The sequence below is a fragment of the Acidithiobacillus sp. genome (genome assembly GCF_023229925.1).
In the GTDB taxonomy this organism is placed as follows: Bacteria; Pseudomonadota; Gammaproteobacteria; order Acidithiobacillales; family Acidithiobacillaceae; genus Acidithiobacillus.
The window spans coordinates 538,873-559,114 of the sequence record NZ_JALNYM010000002.1 but is presented as its reverse complement, the minus strand read 5'-3'; the positions used below and the strand labels follow the sequence as shown (position 1 = coordinate 559,114).

Annotated in this window: 17 protein-coding genes and 1 pseudogene; 12 read left to right on the top strand and 6 right to left on the bottom strand. The window is 51.4% G+C overall.

What is annotated here, in order from left to right; translation table 11 throughout:
* Position 1: 1 nt before the first annotated feature.
* Entirely contained in the window at positions 2-1,099 is a 1,098-nt protein-coding gene (gene dnaN, locus M0P56_RS09210) for a DNA polymerase III subunit beta (RefSeq protein WP_291509749.1), read from the bottom strand.
* A 283-nt stretch (positions 1,100-1,382) separates the two neighbouring features.
* Positions 1,383-2,738, bottom strand: a complete 1,356-nt coding sequence (dnaA, locus tag M0P56_RS09205; protein ID WP_291509748.1) for a chromosomal replication initiator protein DnaA — start codon at positions 2,736-2,738, stop codon at positions 1,383-1,385.
* 747 nt (positions 2,739-3,485) lie between these two features.
* Here dnaA and M0P56_RS09200 point away from each other — a divergent pair.
* Together M0P56_RS09200 and M0P56_RS09190 are read left to right on the top strand one after the other, a co-directional pair.
* Positions 3,486-5,795 (top strand): annotated as a pseudogene (locus tag M0P56_RS09200) (ribonucleoside triphosphate reductase).
* Between the two features lie 2 nt (positions 5,796-5,797).
* Positions 5,798-6,532 (top strand): anaerobic ribonucleoside-triphosphate reductase activating protein, encoded by a 735-nt coding sequence (locus tag M0P56_RS09190; protein ID WP_291509746.1) that lies wholly within the window; start codon positions 5,798-5,800, stop codon positions 6,530-6,532.
* 26 nt (positions 6,533-6,558) lie between these two features.
* Here the strand turns inward: M0P56_RS09190 and M0P56_RS09185 are convergent, their stop codons facing one another.
* The 4 genes from M0P56_RS09185 to M0P56_RS09170 all read right to left on the bottom strand — a co-directional run bounded on the left by M0P56_RS09185 (position 6,559) and on the right by M0P56_RS09170 (position 10,923).
* On the bottom strand, positions 6,559-8,088 hold the full coding sequence (locus tag M0P56_RS09185; RefSeq protein ID WP_291509745.1) for a DUF116 domain-containing protein: 1,530 nt from the start codon (positions 8,086-8,088) through the stop codon (positions 6,559-6,561).
* Positions 8,089-8,101: 13 nt separating this feature from the next.
* Positions 8,102-8,980: a U32 family peptidase gene (locus M0P56_RS09180; protein ID WP_291509744.1), complete on the bottom strand. Its 879-nt coding sequence runs from the start codon at positions 8,978-8,980 to the stop codon at positions 8,102-8,104.
* A 197-nt stretch (positions 8,981-9,177) separates the two neighbouring features.
* Complete coding sequence (locus tag M0P56_RS09175) at positions 9,178-10,188, bottom strand: peptidase U32 family protein (RefSeq protein ID WP_291509743.1); 1,011 nt, start codon at positions 10,186-10,188, stop codon at positions 9,178-9,180.
* A gap of 198 nt (positions 10,189-10,386) precedes the next feature.
* Positions 10,387-10,923 (bottom strand): SCP2 sterol-binding domain-containing protein, encoded by a 537-nt coding sequence (locus M0P56_RS09170; protein WP_291509742.1) that lies wholly within the window; start codon positions 10,921-10,923, stop codon positions 10,387-10,389.
* A gap of 231 nt (positions 10,924-11,154) precedes the next feature.
* Here M0P56_RS09170 and M0P56_RS09165 point away from each other — a divergent pair, with 231 nt between their 5' ends.
* From M0P56_RS09165 to M0P56_RS09120, 10 genes are all read left to right on the top strand, one after another.
* The gene (locus M0P56_RS09165) at positions 11,155-12,336 is read left to right on the top strand and encodes a nitronate monooxygenase family protein (protein ID WP_291509741.1); all 1,182 of its coding nucleotides are present in this window, start codon (positions 11,155-11,157) and stop codon (positions 12,334-12,336) included.
* Between the two features lie 252 nt (positions 12,337-12,588).
* Positions 12,589-14,013, top strand: coding sequence for a cytochrome C (locus tag M0P56_RS09160; RefSeq protein WP_291509740.1), 1,425 nt, complete (start codon positions 12,589-12,591; stop codon positions 14,011-14,013).
* Positions 14,014-14,026: 13 nt separating this feature from the next.
* A complete protein-coding gene (locus M0P56_RS09155) occupies positions 14,027-14,668 on the top strand; it encodes a c-type cytochrome (protein ID WP_291509739.1) in 642 nt (213 codons plus the stop codon).
* A 283-nt stretch (positions 14,669-14,951) separates the two neighbouring features.
* Positions 14,952-15,665, top strand: a complete 714-nt coding sequence (locus tag M0P56_RS09150; protein WP_291509738.1) for a c-type cytochrome — start codon at positions 14,952-14,954, stop codon at positions 15,663-15,665.
* Between the two features lie 5 nt (positions 15,666-15,670).
* Complete coding sequence (locus M0P56_RS09145; protein ID WP_291509737.1) at positions 15,671-16,480, top strand: SDR family NAD(P)-dependent oxidoreductase; 810 nt, start codon at positions 15,671-15,673, stop codon at positions 16,478-16,480.
* Positions 16,481-16,510: 30 nt separating this feature from the next.
* A complete protein-coding gene (petA, locus tag M0P56_RS09140) occupies positions 16,511-17,131 on the top strand; it encodes a ubiquinol-cytochrome c reductase iron-sulfur subunit (protein ID WP_291509736.1) in 621 nt (206 codons plus the stop codon).
* Positions 17,132-17,158: 27 nt separating this feature from the next.
* A complete protein-coding gene (locus M0P56_RS09135) occupies positions 17,159-18,373 on the top strand; it encodes a cytochrome bc complex cytochrome b subunit (RefSeq protein ID WP_291509735.1) in 1,215 nt (404 codons plus the stop codon).
* Between the two features lie 22 nt (positions 18,374-18,395).
* On the top strand, positions 18,396-19,094 hold the full coding sequence (locus tag M0P56_RS09130; RefSeq protein WP_291509734.1) for a cytochrome c1: 699 nt from the start codon (positions 18,396-18,398) through the stop codon (positions 19,092-19,094).
* An 87-nt stretch (positions 19,095-19,181) separates the two neighbouring features.
* On the top strand, positions 19,182-19,502 hold the full coding sequence (gene iro / locus M0P56_RS09125) for an iron oxidase (RefSeq protein WP_291509733.1): 321 nt from the start codon (positions 19,182-19,184) through the stop codon (positions 19,500-19,502).
* Between the two features lie 367 nt (positions 19,503-19,869).
* On the top strand, positions 19,870-20,211 hold the full coding sequence (locus M0P56_RS09120; protein WP_291509732.1) for a hypothetical protein: 342 nt from the start codon (positions 19,870-19,872) through the stop codon (positions 20,209-20,211).
* Positions 20,212-20,242: the final 31 nt, after the last annotated feature.

Here is a 20,242-nt window from a genome sequence, read left to right as displayed (position 1 = left end):
TTCAAAGACGGACAGGCATGATGATATATAGGGGGTTATTTCCGTCTATTGGAGTAAAAACGGCACTGCTGTCGCTGTCCTTGACCCGCATCCGCAAACTTTCCTGGGCGAATATTTGGGTGGTATCGGTGAGATAATGGCTGTTGAAAGCAATATCCAGAGCGTCGTCCTGATATTCGACCGGGATTTGGATCTCGCCTTCTTCCTGTTCTTCATTGCGGCTACGCAAGGTCATCTGGTTGTTACTGAGGTGCAAATGGGTAGTCGGATTACGGTCGCTGACCAGGACGTCGCTTTGTTGCAAGGCGCTTTTGAAGGTCTGGCGGTCCAGTATGGCGAAGCGGGGATGTCCTTGGGGAATCACTCGCCGGTAATCGGGATATTTGGCGTCGATGAGTTTGCAGGCGAACTGTTGCGTACCGTCGTTGAGCAAAAAGCTGGTGTCTGACATCTCCAACGTGATATCGCCACCGTCGAGAATCCGCAGCAGTTCGAGAACAGCTTTGCGAGGCAGAATGGCCTGGTAGCTTCCACTTTCCAGACTGCTAGCAAAGGGCAGGGTCATCATGGCTAGGCGATGACCGTCTGTGGCTACGAGACGCAGTTCCTGACCTTCCACCTCGATGAGGACGCCGTTGAGGAAGAGCCGGGCGTCGTTCTGTGCCATGGTGTTGGCAGCGACCGCAAGTGCTTCGCGAAAGGCCTTAGCGTTGCAGTTACCCTGACAACGACTGCTGTGGGTAGTGAGGTATGGGAATTGATCAGCTGGCAATATGTGCAGGGTGAAACGGCTTTTAGTGGCTTTCAAGAGCAGTTTTTCGCCGTCCTTATGAAATTCTATGGGGGTGTGTTCTGGTAACGCTCGGCAGATGTCATAGAGTTTGCGGGCAGGGACGGCGCAGGTGCCGGGAACATCTACCGGATGGTCTAAGTCGGCGGCAAGTTGAACTTCCAGATCGGTAGCGACAAAGCGGCAATGTTGCCCCGCGGCTTCGATGAGAACATGAGCAAGAATGGGTTGCACTGGCCGTCGATCAGCAATGTTTGCCATATTGGCCAGGATAGGCAGGAGATCTTCACGATCTATGGTGATTTTCATCAGATTTTGCTCCTTGAGTGCCAGGTCTGAAAAATGGCCGATCGGGCCGCTTTATATATATAATTTATTTTTTTTCTTTTAACTACTATTATTATTAATGGCTGGGTAGGCTGTGGGAATGTGGTGTAATTTACGGTATTGCATAGAATTATTGACCTAGACAGGCTGTCGGCAAGCTGTGGATAAGCGGGTATGCCCGGGGATAAAAAAGAGCGCCATTTTTCGTACAGAGCCTGTACAGGGGTTATACAGCGTCTTATCCACAGCTTTTGCGAGTGCTGGATCATGCGCCAAGAATCCGTAGCAGATTGCAGTAATCTTCATTCATCTGCGTGTCTTCCTGACGCAGTTTATCGATCTGGCGGCAGGCATGGAGGACGGTGGTGTGGTCGCGTCCGCCGAAGGCCTCGCCGATTTCCGGCAGACTGTGGTTGGTAAGTTCCTTGGTCAGGCACATCGCTACCTGACGCGGCCGGGCAATGTTGCGACTGCGTCGTTTGGACTGCATGTCGGAACCACGAATATGAAAATACTCGGCTACGACTTTCTGGATGTTGTCGAGGCTGACCATGCGCTTCTGCACATCAATCAGATCACGCAGAGCTTCGCGGGCGGTATCCAGGTTGTAAGGCTTGTGGGTGAAGTTGACATGGGCGACCACCCGACGCAACGCGCCTTCCAGTTCGCGGACATGGGAGCGAATTTTCTCGGCGATGAAGAAGGCCACTTCTTCGGGCAGATCAACGCCGCTTTCTTCCGCTTTGCAGAGGACAATGGCCATGCGCGTTTCGAGATCATGGGGCTGAATGGCGACCGTTAGTCCCCAGCCGAAGCGCGATTGCAGGCGTTCTTCCAGGCGGTCCACCTCTTTGGGGTAGCGATCACAGGTGATAATAATCTGCCGACCGCCGTCAAAGAGGGCGTTGAAGGTGTGAAAAAACTCTTCCTGGGTGCGGTCCTTGCCCGCAAAAAACTGAATGTCGTCAATGAGCAAGGCATCCAGCTTGCGGTAGCGCTGTTTGAAGTCATTGATGGTGTTGTGTTGCAGTGAGCGTACCATGTCCATGATGAAGCCTTCGGAGCTGACGTAGAGCACCTTGGCATCGGCGTTGCGTTGGAGGATGGCGTTTCCCACCGCTTGCATGAGATGCGTCTTGCCCAGTCCGACGCCGCCATAGATATACAGCGGATTGTAAGATTTTCCCGGATTTTCGGCTACCTGCCGGGCGGCCGCCACCGCAAGCTGATTGGATTTGCCTTCGACGTAGGACCTGAAGGAAAAGCCGGGATTGAGCCGGTTGCCATTGCGAGGATCGGTGATCGGAGCAGTGGCAGAAGTAGTTGATACCGGGGCTGGGATCGTCGCTTCGTCGGGGCCGAGTTCCAGGCGAAGCATCATTCCCGGCGCAATCTCGGCGAGCGCCCCTTCCAGTATATCCATCAGTCTTTCCCGCACCCATTCCTTGACGAAGGTATTGGGTGCGATCAGGCGCAGTTCGTTATCATGCAACTCGCCACGAAGGGGGCGCAGCCAGGTGTTGAACTGCTGGGCTGTGGTCTGTTCTTGCAACTGCACACACAGCGCCGCCCATAAGGCGTCTCCGTTGTGCAGCGCGGATGGCGCTGGGTGACTGCTCATGCGTAACCTGGTCAGAGGGTCTGGAGGTGAAAGCGCGGTGCCTTCCGTCGCTACCATGTCCGTGTCACGCGGTAGCAGAGTGGGCTCACTCCCCGCAACGGGAAGGGCGTTTCACCATAATTCTCCGTCGATGAAGTATACCAAAATGTGGCGGTGCGCGCCATGGACTGGCCTATGACCGAGTCTTTGCCCCGGCGGTAGAAAAAACCTACGAGATGGACACAAACGTGGACGAAGTTTATGAGCGATGGCAGTCAAGAAAGCGCTTGGCCTGATAAAGTTTTCCACAAAAACATTAAACCGCAGTTACGTGGACTTGTTCGTGATCATGTTTCAGTAGTTAATGTAACATTATGTAATAAATACACTTTTATTGTTACACAGTGTTTCCGCTCTGTGTCAAAGCGCCCTTGGCATGACGAAACCGCTGCGGCCAGCAAACTATCCACAAAGTTATCCACAAGCCGCTCAGTATTCTTGTCCTAAAAAATCCCCCGTCGGTTTGGTGGTAGGCTGCATGGCCTTCCGGGGGTTCAGGCAGCGCTCAGGCGCCCGTTGACGAGCCATATGTGGACCAGTGGACCAGATGAGGAACGGGTGAACCCATCTTCGCTGTCCGGGCCATTATGCGCGGTGATCTGCGACGGTTGCGGGATCCTATCCTGATGGCCCGAGAAAGAACAACACCGCCATTACCGTTGACAAATCCACTATATCTGGTAAAAGATATAAAAAGATGTCTACATAATGTTATCTTGCTATACTCAGGTTGTATACCGTTTCTGCGGGGGAAGTTTAATGAAAGAACCTTTGTCCGCCAGCCATTCGAGTAGGGCTATTTGGCCACCTGTCATTAAGCGAAACGGTACGATGGCACCTTTCGATCCAAATCGAATTTGCTCTGCCATCACGCGGGCGGGACACGCGGCTGGTGAATTTGATGCCAGTACCGCTGGACGAATTACGGAAGTGGTTCTGAACACGTTGCAGCCCCTCGTTATCGACCGTGACCCCACGATTGAACTGATTCAAGATCATGTCGAATTAACGTTGATGGATGAAGGCTTCTACCATACGGCCCGCGCCTATATCGCGTACCGTGAGCAGCATCAGCGCTTGCGCAAGGACCGTCAGGCGGTGGTGGATGCCGTTAGCTCGGTCAATGAGTACCTGGATCGGGAGGATTGGCGAATCAACGCGAATGCCAATCAAGGTTATTCGTTGGGCGGCCTGATTCTGAATGTCGCGGGGAAAGTGATCGCCAATTACTGGTTGAGTCATGTCTATCCGGCTGAAATCGGCGTCGCTCACCGTGACGCGGACATTCATATCCATGATCTCGATATGCTGGCAGGTTATTGCGCTGGGTGGTCTCTGCGAACCTTGCTGCAGGAGGGGTTTAACGGCGTACCAGGGAAGGTAGAAGCGGCACCTCCCCGCCACTTGTCCAGTGCTGTGGGGCAAATGGTAAACTTCCTCGGCACCTTGCAGAACGAATGGGCTGGCGCGCAGGCTTTTAGTTCCTTTGACACCTATCTGGCACCGTTTGTCCGCAAGGATGGGCTTTCCTATGACGAAGTACGTCAGAATATTCAGGAATTCATTTACAACCTGAACGTGCCTTCCCGCTGGGGCAGCCAAACCCCTTTTACGAATGTAACGCTCGATTGGGTCTGCCCTGAAGATCTTCGGGAACAGGTTCCGGTCATCGATGGAAAGGAGATGCCATTCCGCTATGGCGATCTGCAGCCGGAAATGGATTTGATCAACCGCGCCTATATCGAGGTGATGAGCGAGGGGGATGCCAAGGGTCGTGTCTTCACCTTCCCCATCCCAACCTACAACATAACCTCTGATTTTCCGTGGGATTCGGAAAATGCCGAAAGACTGTTTGCCATGACGGCCAAGTACGGCCTGCCCTACTTTCAGAATTTCATTAATTCTGAACTCCAGCCCAACATGGTGCGCTCTATGTGTTGTCGGCTCCAACTCGACCTGCGCGAATTGCTCAAGCGCGGTAATGGGCTTTTCGGCTCAGCGGAGCAGACGGGTTCCATTGGTGTGGTGACCATCAACTGCGCCAGGCTGGGTTATCTCCATAAAAACGACCGCAATGCGTTATATCGTCAACTCGATAGTCTGCTGGTAATGGCAAAAAACAGTCTAGAGATCAAACGTAAGATCATTCAGCGCCACATGGACACTGGGTTATTTCCCTACTCCAAACGGTATTTGGGCACGCTTCGCAACCATTTCTCCACCATTGGCATTAATGGGGTCAACGAACTGATCCGCAATTTCACGGACGATAGGGAGGATATCACAACGCCTTCGGGATACACGTTTGCCGTAGAGTTGTTAGATTATATAAGGAGCCGTATGGTCGCCTTTCAGGAGGAAACAGGCCATATGTACAATCTGGAGGCTACGCCCGCAGAGGGTACCACCTACCGTTTCGCCAAAGAAGACCGCAAGCGGTTTTCCGACATTTTGCAAGCGGGGACCCTGGACAAACCCTACTACACGAATTCTTCGCAACTGCCGGTTGGATTTACGGACGATCCATTTGAGGCATTGGAACGGCAGGAAGCTTTGCAAGCCAAATACACGGGGGGCACCGTTCTACATCTATATATGGGCGAACGCCTCTCTAGCTCAGAAACCTGCAAGCGCTTGGTGCGGCGCGCGCTGGAGCGATTTCGGCAGCCTTACATTACCGTTACTCCCACTTTTTCCATCTGTCCGGTGCATGGATATCTGGCTGGTGAGCATCCATTTTGTCCGGTCTGTGACCAGGAACGCATTGCCGAAAAGCGGCGGCGTTCTGCATAATACATAAAGGAGAATATTATGTGCCCTGAGCGAGTCAACGAAAAACCGATAGCAATGGAGTTGAGTGATGACGAAAGACAACCCTGTGAGATTTGGACAAGGGTTATGGGGTATCATCGTCCGACCTCATCGTTTAATATAGGTAAGCAGGGAGAGCATTTGGAACGTAAATATTTCATCGAGACCAAGAGTTTCGATGGGGATCGCTTTCTATCGGATCATTAGATGTGCGCCAACATTCTCTATATGAGGGAGTCGTATCTGAAAACGGACCTGTTTTATTGCCGACTTTTGCCGGCCTATCCCAGTTTAGTGCGGTGGATTACCCAGGGCATTTATGTGCTGTACTATATACCCAAGGTTGTCCGTGTCGCTGTCGTTACTGCCATAATCCAAGCCTACAGCAGGGGCGGGGACCGTCGGTTATGTCGTGGCCTAGTATCATGGAGTGGCTGGCTACCCGTAAGGGGTTGCTGGATGCAGTAGCATTTTGTGGCGGGGAGCCAACGGTCCATAAATCGTTGCTGTTGGCGATGAGGCAAGTAAGAACATTGGGATTCAAAGTCGCCCTGCACACGTCCGGACTATATCCATATAACTTTGCAAATATGCTCCCCTTCCTAGATTGGGTAGGGTTTGATGTCAAAGCACCTTTTGCGCGTTATCTCGATGTCACCCGCGTACCAGGAAGCGGCTGTAAGGTAAAAGAATCTCTCGAGCGGATGTTATTCAGTAAGGTTGCCTATGAAATCCGAACAACAGTACATAACGCCATTTTAAATAGTGCAGATCTTGTTACAATGGCCCGCGATTTGCAAAATATTGGCGTATCCAGATGGGTATTGCAACGCTTTAACAAGGCCGGATGTGCAGATTTGGAGTTGGTGGCTAGCTACGCTCCAATAGATGATGATCTGGTTGATCGGTTGCGCGTCTATGTACCAAATATCTTGGTTAGATAGAGATTCCAGTTTTGTCACCTGTACGCTTATAGCACGGGTTTTCGTCGCGCAAGTCTGATAACCTTTTCTGCTACACCAAGGTCTATGGATGACTCGGCGCTAAATTCTCCTGAATATGCCGACTGTTCTTGCAAGAGATCGTAACAGTTGGCGCCAGCGATATCCAGTAACAAGGCAGGCATATTGGCAGCGCGAAATGCATATTCTCGCTTGATGTAAAAGTTATTACAGCACATTCCTAAGTAAGATTTGGTACCACGTTTCTTGAGTGTTTTCAGTACAATCTCTAAATGTTCAAAATTCTTCACTGTGGTAACATTTAATCCTTGCTGCCTGGCTACCTTGTATGCCTCGCCAACATCGCATTTCCCACACTGGGAGCAGCCATCTTTATGGCGCCACTTGCACCATGCGGGTTTGGCGCAGTATGGAACGAGTAAGGCGTCAGCTTTTGCTGCAATATCCAAGGCATCCATTGTTCCTTCAGGATCATGGATCATGACGGAACTTGCTGACGATGGTGCTATGGAAAGTTTGACCGCTATTTCATGTTGTTCGAAAAGGCGCCGAATCAACACTTTAATATGGTGTGGAGTGAATCTAAACAACTCCCATTGGTTCTCATAAAACAGGTTGTCCATTCGATGCGTGATTTCAGATTCTGATGCACCACGCAATACCGACTCAATTTTACGAAACAGGTTGTGCGGCCGAATATACACATTACCATTCAGGCGTAAAGACGATATCCGGAGATCCGTGTCAAATGCTATGCGGCCGTGAAGCACCCCGCCCGATGTTGAAATAAAACCACTATACGTGCTCTCATGAGCATATTCTGGCAGGTTATAGTGACCACAAACGTATGTTTGATGGGTATTGTCGATCCACTGAATCTGCGTAATAGTAGGCAAGTTACAGGCTAGAGCTATGGCTTGTGCTAAAGATTTCTTGAGTTGAAATAGGCCTGCATCGCTCAGATGAGGTAAAGTGGTGAAGCGATGCGTGGCAGTATGTATGCCTGCGGGAGTTAACTTTTCTTTTGGGATGCGCAGCGCGTGCAACATCGTATTTATGTCCAACGATCTGAACAGGGTGCCATTTGCGACTAGGACATTATCTAATACGCCGACATATACGCTACCCAGCTTTTTCCCATTCGCGTAGATGTCATTTGGGGCATTGAAATAAACGTTTTCTTGGCCACTAACAGATAGACCATTGCAAACGGCCATGCAAATGATATCGAGCCATCGTTCTATATTTAAATGTTGCACCGGGAGCGTTAAGGTCCAACTGATTTGCTTGGGATATAAATATGACGTGCCGCCACCAGTTAAGCGGCGTATGATTGGTAGGGAATTAGTCTGACAGTATGCTGACCGTACTGCAAAATCCTTGTCTTCATAGGCACCCAATGCTACGGTTCGTGTGCTTTCGTAAAATCGGAGCAATGGCAGCTGATCCGTATGTGTAACGATAATTTGCTGGGAATCCAGAACGAGGTTATCTGCGCCATTCCGAAGTCCGCTGTCGCCCCAAGTTAGTTTGTTCATAAATGTTCTCCCATCAGTCATTATGGGCATGCATGAACGTCATGCCTGGTAAGCCATGCCAATAGCCGTTACAAGCAGGTGAGTGCAGTGTCCCCTCGGGAACAGGGCTCCCATCTAAAGCGGCACGGAATGTTTTAACAACCGTATCGGTATCTTTTAACTGGGGAGATATACGCACAATGTCTATGCGCATATTCGACATAGCACCCATCTCATATAACAGATTGCACGGAATGCCTGATTGAAGCTGGATGCCATTCATGGTGAATAGGCGTTCGTGCTCTTGGGTAAAGAGTGGCCGCCCTTCTGGATCTCGTATGCAGCGTTGTTCACACTCGTCCTTGCCGACGTTATCCGCACGGGCAGTGAAGCAGCGCGCCGAAAACGATAGTGGTAAGTATCCATAGGCGAACACTTCGGTTTCCATGGCCTCCGGCCGCGTGTTTTGTAACGTGCTGATGGCCGTGGAGGATAGCTCTACCGGAGGGACCCATCGAGCTGCGCCAAGCTCGGCCAATAGCGATAATGTTTCGCTATTATAACAATTTATATGGGGCCCCGCGATGAACGGAGAGCGTCCCGCCAGGAAATGAACCGCAGACATGTCATTGGCTTCGAGCAGATAATTGGCATTCGCACACATCTTCTCTAATTGCAGAATATCCGAGTTGGCTTCCAGGAGTGCTAACGTGGAAAGCACGACTTCCTTGCCGGCGTCGGTTAGTCGCGCCGCAATGTCGAGCCAGTCGGCCCTATGTAGGGCGCGTCGTTTTGCGCATACGGTCTCTCCTAAATAAACAATGTCTACGGGCCATTGTTCTGCAGACCGATAAAATTGCGCTATATGATCCTTTGACCAGTAATAGTGAATTGGGCCTAATGAGATTTTCATCTATTTGCTCGGGAAGCCCTGGCATTTGTACCTGGGAGGGATAGCGTGGCCGGTGTTGCAAGCCCCATTCCCGTATCTCCTTTTGACAATGCTATCTTGTTGAATGAACGTCTATAGCCATCGGATCGCTGAATCTGCATGCAAAGCCATAGGCTATCGCTAAATCACCGCATGGGCGACCGGTATCATATCGGGGGTTAATGCCAAGGTCTGTGATAGGCCCCGAGAGTATGGGACTGTCCCTCAGAAAGGCGATCCAGTGCGGAGGTCCATTGGGTTTTTACGGAATATCGCTCAGGATTTGAAGCGCAAATATCTATGGCCTCGCGCAACGTGCGCGCGACAGAGGCGACATAGGCCGGACTTCGCTGGCGCCCCTCCACCTTAATGGCGGCTACACCATGCCGCAATAAATCTGGCAGGATGGCCAATACATTGAGGCTTGTAGGCTCCTCAATGGCGTAGTACGGTTGCGCGTTGGTATAGTAGCGGCCCTTGCACAAGGTAGGGTACCCGGCCGCTTCATTAAGGCCATGGCGATCAATTAATACGCCATTGAGGCGAGACTGGCGGCCCAGAGGTGTCTCTTCCCATCGTACTGACTCGGCTGGTGAGCAAACCCCGCTGGCATTGGGAGAACGTCCCGTAATGTAGGATGACAAGGCGCAGCGACCTTCTACCATGACGCATAGGCTTCCATAACCGAATACTTCGATTTCTACCGGGCTGTTGGCTATGGTATGCCAAAGCTGTGGTAAGGAGAGAACTCTTGGGAGAACGGCTCTTTGAATGCCGAATCGCTGGTGGTAGAACGCCAGGGCCTGATGGGTGGTGGCAGACGCCTGCACGGAAAGATGCAAACGCAGATTGGGGTGATGACTTGCCGCATAGCGCAGCAATCCAGGGTCCGCCATGATCACGGCATCTATCCCAAGCATCGCCGCTCGATCCACTGCGGTGGTCCAGACAGACCAGTTGTGTGCCTGTGGATAGGTGTTGATGGCCAGAAGGACTTTTTTCCCAGCGCGATGCGCATATTCGACACCGCGTGCGGTATCATCTGGACTAAAGTTAAGTCCAGGAAAATTGCGGGCGTTCGTGTCGTCGCGGAAGCCCATATAAACAGCATCTGCGCCATTATCAACGGCGGCTTTCAGGGCAGGTAATCCGCCTGCAGGACAAACCAGCTCCGGTTTACGGTCATTCATTATGATGTCCTTTCTATTAAAGATTTCTATTTTCAGAGCACCAGTTCGGCGTGAGCAAAAGTGTGCCGGAGCGGTGCGGTTAGTCTGTGGAATATAATGTCGCAGGGCGTTAGCCCCAAAACATGATAGGCCGTTTCTATGTGCTCATTTATATTCAATGGTAAGATCGTCAAATCCATTTAAGGTATATACAAGCGCTCAGGGCTGAAGAGCGCGATCAAGTACGTCATGCAAGTGCCTGTCGGCGTGCGTTTTGCGGATGGCGCGATCTATGGTTTGCCTTATTCGGCGACCCAATGGGGCCGGTAGACCGTTGATCGGGGAGAGCCAATCCAAGTCTATCGAATCCAAAATATTCTTAAGGTGCAGTCCGATAGATGTTTCTCCCTCCAACGCCAGGCGACGTGCGAAAAAAAGGGTGTCTGGATCTTCGAGGCGCAGTGCGAGTCGGCAGAAATCCTTGGCGGTTCCGGCAATGCGCAAATCGACCGGTCCAGCGAAAGCCGGAGCAATCCTTCCGCGCCTTATTGTAAAGTGGAAAGATTTTCGGAGGTCGGACACCTCGACCACAATGTGCCGCCCCTCTATCTGGTAGAGATCTGGTTGATGTTTCGCCATAACCCAATTGGCTGTGCCCATGAAGAGGGCGGTGAGCACCGGATCCATCAAAATGGTTGTTGTGGCAATAAATGGACGTGCTAGTGCGCGCCCTTGATGCATGAATTTTGTCGTCATTGGTTTTTGCGGGGGTCCCCGGCATTTCTGTCGGGAAGAAATAGCGTGGCAAGCGTAAGGTTGCCTTTTCCCCATCTCTCCTTATTCGTCAGTTGTCGCGTGTAATCGAAAACCCAAACGCCTTGTTGACATTCCATTGGAAAAGCATTATTCATATACCATAACAGACAATAAACGGATATGAAAGTATTCTTAACGTGCGTCCGGCGCGACGCAAACGAGGTGGTTGACATGGATTTCCCATACTTAAGGATCAAAGGACGGTCCCTGCTCCCCGTGATACAGGGGGGTATGGGTATTGGTGTTTCAGCACACCGTTTAGCCGGGGCAGTGGCGGCGGAAGGGGCCATTGGAACGATTGCGAGCGTGGAATTACGCCGTTTGCACGAGGACTTGATGCGGCACTTGCGGCGCCTGAGAGATCCTGAAGCGTCGGCCAGAGCGAACCTGGTCGCCTTAGACCGCGAGATTCAGGAGGCACGCCGGATCGCGGGAAGGGAGGGGTTTATCGCAGTCAATGTCATGCATGCCATTTCCGGCTATCGAGAGCATGTGCTGCAAGCTATCAAGAGTGGGGTAAACGCGGTGATCGTGGGCGCGGGGCTGCCCATGGACTTGCCCATGCTGGCTGCGGAGTTTCCCAAGGTCGCATTGATCCCGATCCTTTCTGAAGCGCGTGGCGTTCAGGTGGTGCTGCGCCGCTGGATGCGACAGCAACGTCTTCCAGACGCTATTGTTATCGAGAATCCCCAATTCGCCGGCGGACACTTGGGAGCGACCAGATTGGAGGATGTTTCAGATCCCAAGTATGGTTTTGCAAATGTCCTGCCCGCGATCCGCAGATTAATTGAAGAATTAGGTCTGAAACCTGACCAGATTCCACTTGTTGCCGCGGGAGGGATATCTTCCTTTCAGAAAATACGGGAGATATTTGCCCTTGGCGGGAGCGGGGTTCAGTTGGGTACACCGTTCGCGGTAACCACCGAGGGTGATGCGCATGTTAATTTTAAGCGTGTTCTTGCCGATGCGACGCCTAAAGACCTGGTGACATTTATGAGTTCGGCAGGTCTGCCCGCGCGCGCAGTGCTTACTCCCTGGTTGCGCCGCTACTTGGGGCGTGAGGAAAAACTGCGCGCCTGTGCGAGTCAGGATCGTTCTCAATGCCCAAGTCAAACAGAGTGCTTGGTGCATTGTGGGTTCAAGGATGGCAATTCATCTTCAGGACAATTCTGCATAGAGGCTCAATTGGCGGCTGCGCAACGCGGTGATGTGCAGCATGGGCTATTCTTTCGAGGCGCCGGACAGCTGCCCTTCGGTCAACAAATCAGAAGTGTTCGCGATCTTTTTTCGACGCTGCTACATGATGCCGCATGGACAACGAGAGAGGAGTGTATGCCAGAGATGGCAGTATGAATTAATTGTCACGCCAAAAACGGCATTACCTGATGAATACAGCGGTATTTTTTTGTGAAAATGCATCAGTTAATCATGATGTTGATGAACTCTAAAATACTGGTGGCTTGGCATAGAGTTTGCTGTATTCTGGGTATAGACGAACGGACCTCTGATGAAGTGGGTAGCCTGCAGTGTGATTGACGAAGTGGCAACAAGAGCGGGTATGGGTTTTCTCGCCAGAAACGGAAAAGATAAAAAAGGAGATCAAACATGAAAATAAAGTTGCACTGGAAAAACAAGGTCCGTTGGGCTACATGCGCTACGCTCATGGTTGGGGCGGCGGCGTTCTCCGGCAATGCGCTGGCCTTGCCGACGTTCGCTCGCCAGACCGGGTGGTCTTGCGCAACCTGTCATACATCCTATCCCCAGCTTACCCCGATGGGCCGTATGTTCAAGTTGCTGGGCTACACCACCAACAATGTGCAGCGGCAGCAGAAACTGGAGGCGAAATTTGGGAAGAGCACCGCGCTGCTGCTGATGCGTTTGTCGCAGTTTTCGGTATTCGCGCAAGCAAGCTATGCGAATGTGGCCGGTGGTCAGGAGGCATTTAATGGGGCGGGCGTCTCTAACCCGCCTGGTAACCAGAATGACATTCAATTTCCGCAGCAGGTGAGCTTGTTCTACGCGGGTGAAATTACCCCGCATATCGGTGCATTCATGCATCTGACCTATAGTGGTCGGGGCGGCTTTGCCATGGACGACAGCGACTTCCGCTGGGCGCATCCCTGGAGCTTTGGTCCCGACCAGTTACTGATTACCGGCGTCGAAGTGAATAATACACCGACCGAGCCCGACATCTACAACACCGTACCAGATTGGTATGCGCCGTTTTCGAGCTCCAAATATAGTGCTATTCGGCAGATCCCCACCACCTTTATCGAAGGGGCGCATGGCGCTGGTTATCCGCTTGTGGGTGTCGGCACTTATGAGGCCTACATCTTCGGACCGAATAAGACCAATTGGATTTATTTTGAAGCCGATGGCTACACCAACGCTGATGGCATAGGTACCCCAGCGGACTCGGGGGGGGCATTTGGATATGCCAATGATGGGAGAATGCAAGGCGTCGCTCCTTATGTTCGCCTAGCCTATCAGCGCGACTGGGGTAGCTGGAACTGGGAAGTGGGTACCTACGGGATGTGGAGTCATCTGTATGATAGTCCCAACACCAAAGGCGGCCCTGTAGACCGTTTCGATGACTATGACCTGGATAGCCAGCTGCAATGGTTGGATACGGCGGAGAACAGCAACGTCACGTTGCACGCGGATTGGATACACGAGGACCAGAACTTCGGTCCGGGCAACGCCATTTCAAGTACGACAACGGGAAAGCTGAACTCGCTCAATATAAATGGCGCTTATTGGTTCCATGATCATTACGGCGTATCCGGTGGATATCTGGACACCTGGGGTTCAGCCAATTCTGATCTCTGGGGAACGCGCTATTCCGCGAACGGATCTCCTGATACCAACGGAGAATGGATTGAGGCGTCTTATTTGCCGTGGTGGAACACGCGATTCTCCTTGCGCTATACGCTTTACAACAAATTCCGCGGTTTGACCAATGGCGTGGTAGGTCCTGAAAAAGCGTCGGCTTACAATACGCTTGAGCTGCTGACCTGGATATCATTTTAAGGAGGGGTGGGCTATGTGTCCTACATTATCATTGAACGATCTTACTCTTTCCACAAAGAAAGGCGTTATCCGCAGTACCGTTGTAGCGTTGGCGTTATTGGGCTCGGGTCCGGCTTTGGCGCAGGCACCCCAATCGGTTCAACAATCGTGCATGGTCTGCCACGGGCAGACCGGGGAGAACACCATCTATCCGATAGTTCCCCGACTGAACGGTCAGCAGGTGCAATATCTCGCCTGGCAATTGAAGCAGTTCAAAAAGCACACGCGTTCGGATCAAAATGCGCAGATTTACATGTGGCCTGTCGCGCAAGCCTTGGATCATCAGGATATACAGGCGCTTGCGAAATATTATGCGGCACAGTCCCCGATGCACAGCGCTTCTTCGCCGCGCCCGGGCGTCTCTGCGGGCAAACAGATATTCCTGCAGGGCATTGCTTCACAGGGTATCCCGGCGTGCATGGCTTGCCATGCAATGGACGCGACGGGTCGAGGGACTTTTCCACGATTGGCGGGCCAGCGCTATGGATATGTGGTTCAGCAACTGAAATATTTGCATGCGGGAAGTAGAGCGAATCCCATTATGCAGCCTATAGCAGAGAAGCTGACGATCCAGCAAATGCAGGATGTCGCGGCCTATCTGTCCGGTCTGCATTGACGGAAGTGGGACTTTATCGCGGTTGCAAATTCGTCCTATTTAGTGGATGCTACAATAAATCTCGGTTTTTAAAGTGGTTGTGGCGTTGAATTCTTGCGTTAAAATAGGACATATATATGGACGCGCAAGAAACGTGAATGCTGTATCAGCAGGTAATATATATAATATGATTACACCTGCGCATAATTAATATGGGGTTGTTTGCTTATAACTGGCCTAAAGCTATCGAGAGTCTGTAATAGAAGCTTGGTGGTTGCTAGTCCTATCAATCAAGGTGCTATATATGCTACAAAAAAAACCGTTTTTATCCGCTATTCCCGTGTTAACGATGGCCATAGCCATGACCTCAGTAGCCTATGGCTCCACGCTCGCTAAGACGGTCTCCGCGGCTGCTCCTACACCGGTTACCGCTAGTGCTATGAGCGTTACCGCTGCAACGGCGTCGGTCACCCCAAGCGGGGTGCCCACGGTGGTGCAGTCCACGTGCATGGCCTGCCATGGCCTGCAGGGTGTGGCGACAGACGGCGGTATGTTCCCCAACTTGGCTGCGCAATGGAAGCCTTACATTCTGCGGGAACTCGATCATTTCAAAGCGCATACACGAGCAGATCCACAATCATCCATTATGTGGGGTATGGTGGCGCCATTGACTGCGGCGCAGATGCAGCAAGTCGCCAAATACTTTTCTGCTCAGACACCTGCGGTGGGACATGTTTACGATCCCAAACTTGTTGCCGAGGGGAAAAAGCTGTATTTCGGCGGGTTGCCGAAGGAACATATGCCAGCGTGCATGGCCTGCCATGGCACCACGCTGGCCGGTCTGCCCCCTTACTTTCCCATGTTAGCAGGGCAAAAACGCACTTATGTGATCAACCAACTGACCTATTTCAAGTCAGGGCAGCGGGTAGCCACGCATAAAGACATTATGCAGTACATAGCCACCAGGTTGAATCAAAAGCAAATAACCGCGCTGGCCGCTTATATAAGGTCCCGGTGAGCGCCATGGTTGAAAATGATTACACCAAACCGAGGGGTGAGGGCATTCTGGAGGGGAAAACGATACTGGTCACCGGTGCTGGAAATGGCATCGGCAAGGCCGTATCCATTGAGTATGCCCGCCAGGGCGCTACGGTCATTTTGCTGGGAAAGACGAAGCGTAATCTGGAAGGCGTCTACGACGAAATCACCGATTATGGATACCCGGAGCCAGCTATTCTTGTGGTGGATCTCGCCGAACCGACAGGCGATGCGTTTAAAACCATAGGTGCGGCGATATCCGGCGAGTTCAACCAGTTAGACGGCATCGTGCATAACGCGGCGGAACTGGGAATGTTGACTCCACTGGAGATCTATGTTGGAGATCAATGGGATCATGTATTTCAGGTCAACGTAAAGTCTCCGCTTTTGGTGACGCAGCAGTGCCTTCCGTTATTAAAAGAGGCCACATACGCCTCTATTATTTTCACAACGGATGAGTCTGGTATAAAGCCCAAAGGTTATTGGGGTGCCTACGGCGTGAGCAAGGCCGCGATATTGCACATGGCTCGTATGTGGGCCATAGAGTATGCCAACACAAGTATCCGGGTGAATATCGTAGATCCCGGGCCATGTAGAACAGGGCTTCGCTTGTTGACGCATCCCGGTATGCCGATGAAGCGATATACGCCTCCTGAAGCAATCACCAGTATCTATACGAAATTAATGGATTGTGACGTATTGGGTCATAACGGAGAGTTGTTTTATGCCCATGATTTTATCAATCCAGATTTGGATGATAGAACTGAAAGGGATCTAGCAACCTCTACGAAGTAATCCATCAAACAGCATATAGGAATAAATATCATGTCAGACGAAACGCAGGACAACAAGCATGCTCCAAATGTAACGCGTCGCCGCTTTCTCACTGCTCTGGTGACGGTGTCCGGCGCAGCGGTAGCGGGTACTATTGCGGTACCGATGGTAAGGTCGTTAGATCCAACGGCTGCCGCCGCGGCATTGGCCACCACCACCATTGATCTGTCGCCCATCGAACCAGGTATGCAGATGGTGGCTCTTTGGCAGGAAAAGCCGGTTATTGTGGTAAACAGAACCCCGGAAATGTTGATCACGCTGGACGAGGCTGAACAGAAAGGCCTATTGAAAGATCCCAACTGCAATATTCCGCAGCAGCCCCCGTACTGCAAAAACAAGTATAGGTCACGGGTGCCGGAATGGTATGTCGGCATAAAAATATGCAACCACCTATGTTGCATACCGCATTATCGGCCCAAGAAAGCCAGCGTCGCGCCGTGGTGGCTCGGCGGGTTTCATTGCCCTTGCCACGGCTCCATGTACGATCTTTCTGCACGCGTGATCAAAGGGTCACCCGCACCCCACAATATGGCAGTTCCTGAATATGACATCGATGTGGAAAAGAAAAGCGTCGTTGTAACCAAAATGTATCCGCTCGCACATTTGTGCTGAGTGTGGTAGCCGAGAAAGGAGGCTGATATGAGTTTCAAAGAGTGGTTTGTCAAACGTTCGCCGTTGCCGGAGATGTGGCGGGAGCATATGGCTGAATACTATGCGCCAAAGAACTTCAACATTTTTTATTATGCGGGATCTCTACTTTTACTGATGGTCGTGCTGCAGTTTCTGTCGGGATTTCTGGTTCTGGCGCACTACATACCATCGGCCAGGGGTGCATACGACTCCGTATATGGAATCATGTATGACGTGCATTATGGTTGGCTTATGCAGTATATGCATGTTGATGGCGTATCCCTGATATTTGTACTGCTATATATTCACATGGCGAGAGGCATGCTTTACGGCTCCTACCGAGCACCGCGTGAGATCGTCTGGATCATTGGCTATACGACCTATCTAGCCTTTATGGCGGAAGCATTTTTCGGCTATGTGTTGCCTTATTCAAACCTATCCTATTGGGCTGGGACGGTAATCACCTCCTTATTTAAGTCCATTCCATTTATCGGCGGGTGGGTCACCACGCTGGTGCGCGGTGGCGCCGGTATGAGTGGAGATACGCTAAATCGGTTTATGGCTTTGCATGTAACCGTTGTGTTCCTGGTCATTGTCGGACTGATCGTTTTTCATATTCTTTACCTACACAAAGTCGGCTCGAACAATCCCGATGGTATTGAAATCAAGGATAATAAAGGATCGGATGGACATGCTGTGGATGGCATTCCTTTTCACCCCTACTATTCCGTAAAAGATTTGTTTGGATTCGGTGTATGGTTGATCATCTTTGCCGCGATAATTTTCTATGCACCGACGCTTCATCATATTTTCCTGGAGCGTACCATGTCGACGCCCGCGAATCCGTTGAAAAGCCTGCCGGACGTTACTCCGCCGTGGTATTTATCACCCTTTTACGCCATGTTGCGATCCATCCCCAACAAGGATGCGGGCATTATATTAATGGTAGTGGCGGTGCTGTTTCCGTTCGTGCTTCCGTGGCTTGACAGAAATCCAGTGAAATCGACACGTTATCGCCCAGTGACTCGTGTTATGCTTATCATCTTCTTCATCAACTTCTTCGTGCTTGCCTATCTTGGAGAGCAACCCCCTCTGCCCAAATATTTTTTTCCGGAACGATTGGGGGCGGTTATCTATGTGGCATTCTTCATTTTGCTGCCATTTGTGAGCAAGTTTGAGCCGACTCGGACACCGCCGGCACGCGTTCATTTCCGTGCCCACTGATATTGGGCAGAGAGGGGGAGTTATGAAAAAGTATGTTGTGTGGGCGGGTCTGGCCTTGGGGCTGCTTGCCAGTGCACCTGGAGCATTTGCGGATAACGGACCCAAGCTGATGGTTCCGCATTACACCTATAACGCCAAGACCATTATTGCTGGCGCCAAGCTGTTCGCAACGGATTGTATGGCATGCCATTCCATAAAATTCATGCGTTATGAGTTTTTGACAAAAGATCTGGGAATGTCTAAGGCCGATGTGCATAAGTATATCATGTTGCCGAATGGATCCGGATTTAAGGGCAATATGGTGTCTGCGATGCCAACCAACATGGCGCATCAATGGTTTGGCCTTCCTCCGCCGGATTTGAGCCAGATCGTTCGTTACAAAAGCCAGGATTGGGTATATACCTATCTGCTGTCATTTTATCAGGATCCCAAACGTCCATCCGGTTGGAATAACCATGTATTTCCAAATGTGGCAATGCCAGATGTGCTTGCGCCGTCTGGTGGGATCGTGAATGAGCAAGGAAAGGTGCTTCGTGCGGGCGACGAATCTCCCCAGAAATTCAAGGAGCAAGTCACCGAAATCGTCGCCTTTTTACGGTTTGTATCTGACCCGTCCGTCGTGCAGCGGTACGACGAAGGGCCATGGGTGCTCGGTTTGTTAGCGTTGTTTACACTCGTTGCTTATTTTCTCAAAAAGGAGTATTGGAAAGACGTGAAGTGAATTGCTATGATTTTGGTCTGTGACGTGGTAAACCGCGGCGCATAGTGAAGCAAAATGGTAAAACTATTTAATTTAAGGAGTAATATCATGAGTGACGAACAGAAAAGAATCGAAAAGTCCAAGCCTGAGAACGTGAGTCGCCGTCAAGTCTTAAAAGGCATCGCCATAACGGCTGGTGTAGTAGCGGCCGGAGCTGTGGTCGGTGTAAATCCTATCGGCGCGGCCCATGCGTCTGGGGCGTGTCCGGGCACCACACCTAAGGCTGCGTTACAATATCAGCCACATCCCAAGGGTAAAGACCAATGCTCGGTGTGCGCGAACTTCATTGCGCCGAGCTGCTGCAAGGTTGTAGCTGGGCCAGTGGCACCTGATGGTTACTGTATGGCGTTTGCACCAAAGGCCGCTTAACAAGCCTATTGATAATGGCGTTATTTTCTTTAGCCCCTCTCCGTTGAGAGGGGTTTTTGCACCGTGTCAATCGTCAGCGTATTGCTGTATGAACAGATGTTTTTGTGATACTTTAGAAAGCAGTTGGGGGATTCGGTGCCAATATCCGAAAGGCACGGAAGTCTATTGTGACCGCAAGGTGGCCGCACAAAAAGGAGATGCGGGGGAGGGCGGGTGTTTTCAATACCTGCGAGCTACCCAGCCCTGGCGCCTGCGCTAGGGGACTCCGCGTAACATTATGACGTTACAGAAAATTTCGTATATGGTGGTGAGTGTGGCTTCTGCATTGGCCTTTACAGCCCCGGCTTTGGCAGCGACGGAGACGCCGATGCAGGCAGCTATTCATGAGGGGGGGCAGTTGTTCGCCGCAGCTTCCTTGGGAGTTGGCGGTAATAGCTGTATGACATGCCACCGTGGTGGCGGACGCGTAGACGGCATGCTGCCAAACGGCAAACAGATCCCAAGCCTTATTGGTGCCGCAGCGAGCTTCCCTCGCTATAATGAACGAGCGGGGAAAGTAATAACGCTGGGGATGCAAGTCAACTCCTGTATAACCAATGGCCTTCATGGGATGCCGCTATCCTACGATGGCTCAAAAATGGTGGCGCTCGTCAGTTATCTGACCGCGCTGTCCCAGGAAAAGCCTATTGATCTCCAAGGCGTGAAGTGATGAACAAAATAGCCCCGCCTTCCCCTCGATG

Excerpts from the sequence above, each read along its gene's own strand:
- dnaN (WP_291509749.1), bottom strand. The coding sequence starts at position 1,099 with ATGAAAATCACCATAGATCGTGAAGATCTCCTGCCTATCCTGGCCAAT.
- dnaA (WP_291509748.1), bottom strand. The coding sequence starts at position 2,738 with ATGAGCAGTCACCCAGCGCCATCCGCGCTGCACAACGGAGACGCCTTA.
- M0P56_RS09185 (WP_291509745.1), bottom strand. The coding sequence starts at position 8,088 with ATGAACAAACTAACTTGGGGCGACAGCGGACTTCGGAATGGCGCAGAT.
- M0P56_RS09180 (WP_291509744.1), bottom strand. The coding sequence starts at position 8,980 with ATGAAAATCTCATTAGGCCCAATTCACTATTACTGGTCAAAGGATCAT.
- M0P56_RS09175 (WP_291509743.1), bottom strand. The coding sequence starts at position 10,188 with ATGAATGACCGTAAACCGGAGCTGGTTTGTCCTGCAGGCGGATTACCT.
- M0P56_RS09170 (WP_291509742.1), bottom strand. The coding sequence starts at position 10,923 with ATGACGACAAAATTCATGCATCAAGGGCGCGCACTAGCACGTCCATTT.
- M0P56_RS09165 (WP_291509741.1), top strand. The coding sequence starts at position 11,155 with ATGGATTTCCCATACTTAAGGATCAAAGGACGGTCCCTGCTCCCCGTG.
- M0P56_RS09160 (WP_291509740.1), top strand. The coding sequence starts at position 12,589 with ATGAAAATAAAGTTGCACTGGAAAAACAAGGTCCGTTGGGCTACATGC.
- M0P56_RS09155 (WP_291509739.1), top strand. The coding sequence starts at position 14,027 with ATGTGTCCTACATTATCATTGAACGATCTTACTCTTTCCACAAAGAAA.
- M0P56_RS09150 (WP_291509738.1), top strand. The coding sequence starts at position 14,952 with ATGCTACAAAAAAAACCGTTTTTATCCGCTATTCCCGTGTTAACGATG.
- M0P56_RS09145 (WP_291509737.1), top strand. The coding sequence starts at position 15,671 with ATGGTTGAAAATGATTACACCAAACCGAGGGGTGAGGGCATTCTGGAG.
- petA (WP_291509736.1), top strand. The coding sequence starts at position 16,511 with ATGTCAGACGAAACGCAGGACAACAAGCATGCTCCAAATGTAACGCGT.
- M0P56_RS09135 (WP_291509735.1), top strand. The coding sequence starts at position 17,159 with ATGAGTTTCAAAGAGTGGTTTGTCAAACGTTCGCCGTTGCCGGAGATG.
- M0P56_RS09130 (WP_291509734.1), top strand. The coding sequence starts at position 18,396 with ATGAAAAAGTATGTTGTGTGGGCGGGTCTGGCCTTGGGGCTGCTTGCC.
- iro (WP_291509733.1), top strand. The coding sequence starts at position 19,182 with ATGAGTGACGAACAGAAAAGAATCGAAAAGTCCAAGCCTGAGAACGTG.
- M0P56_RS09120 (WP_291509732.1), top strand. The coding sequence starts at position 19,870 with ATGCAGGCAGCTATTCATGAGGGGGGGCAGTTGTTCGCCGCAGCTTCC.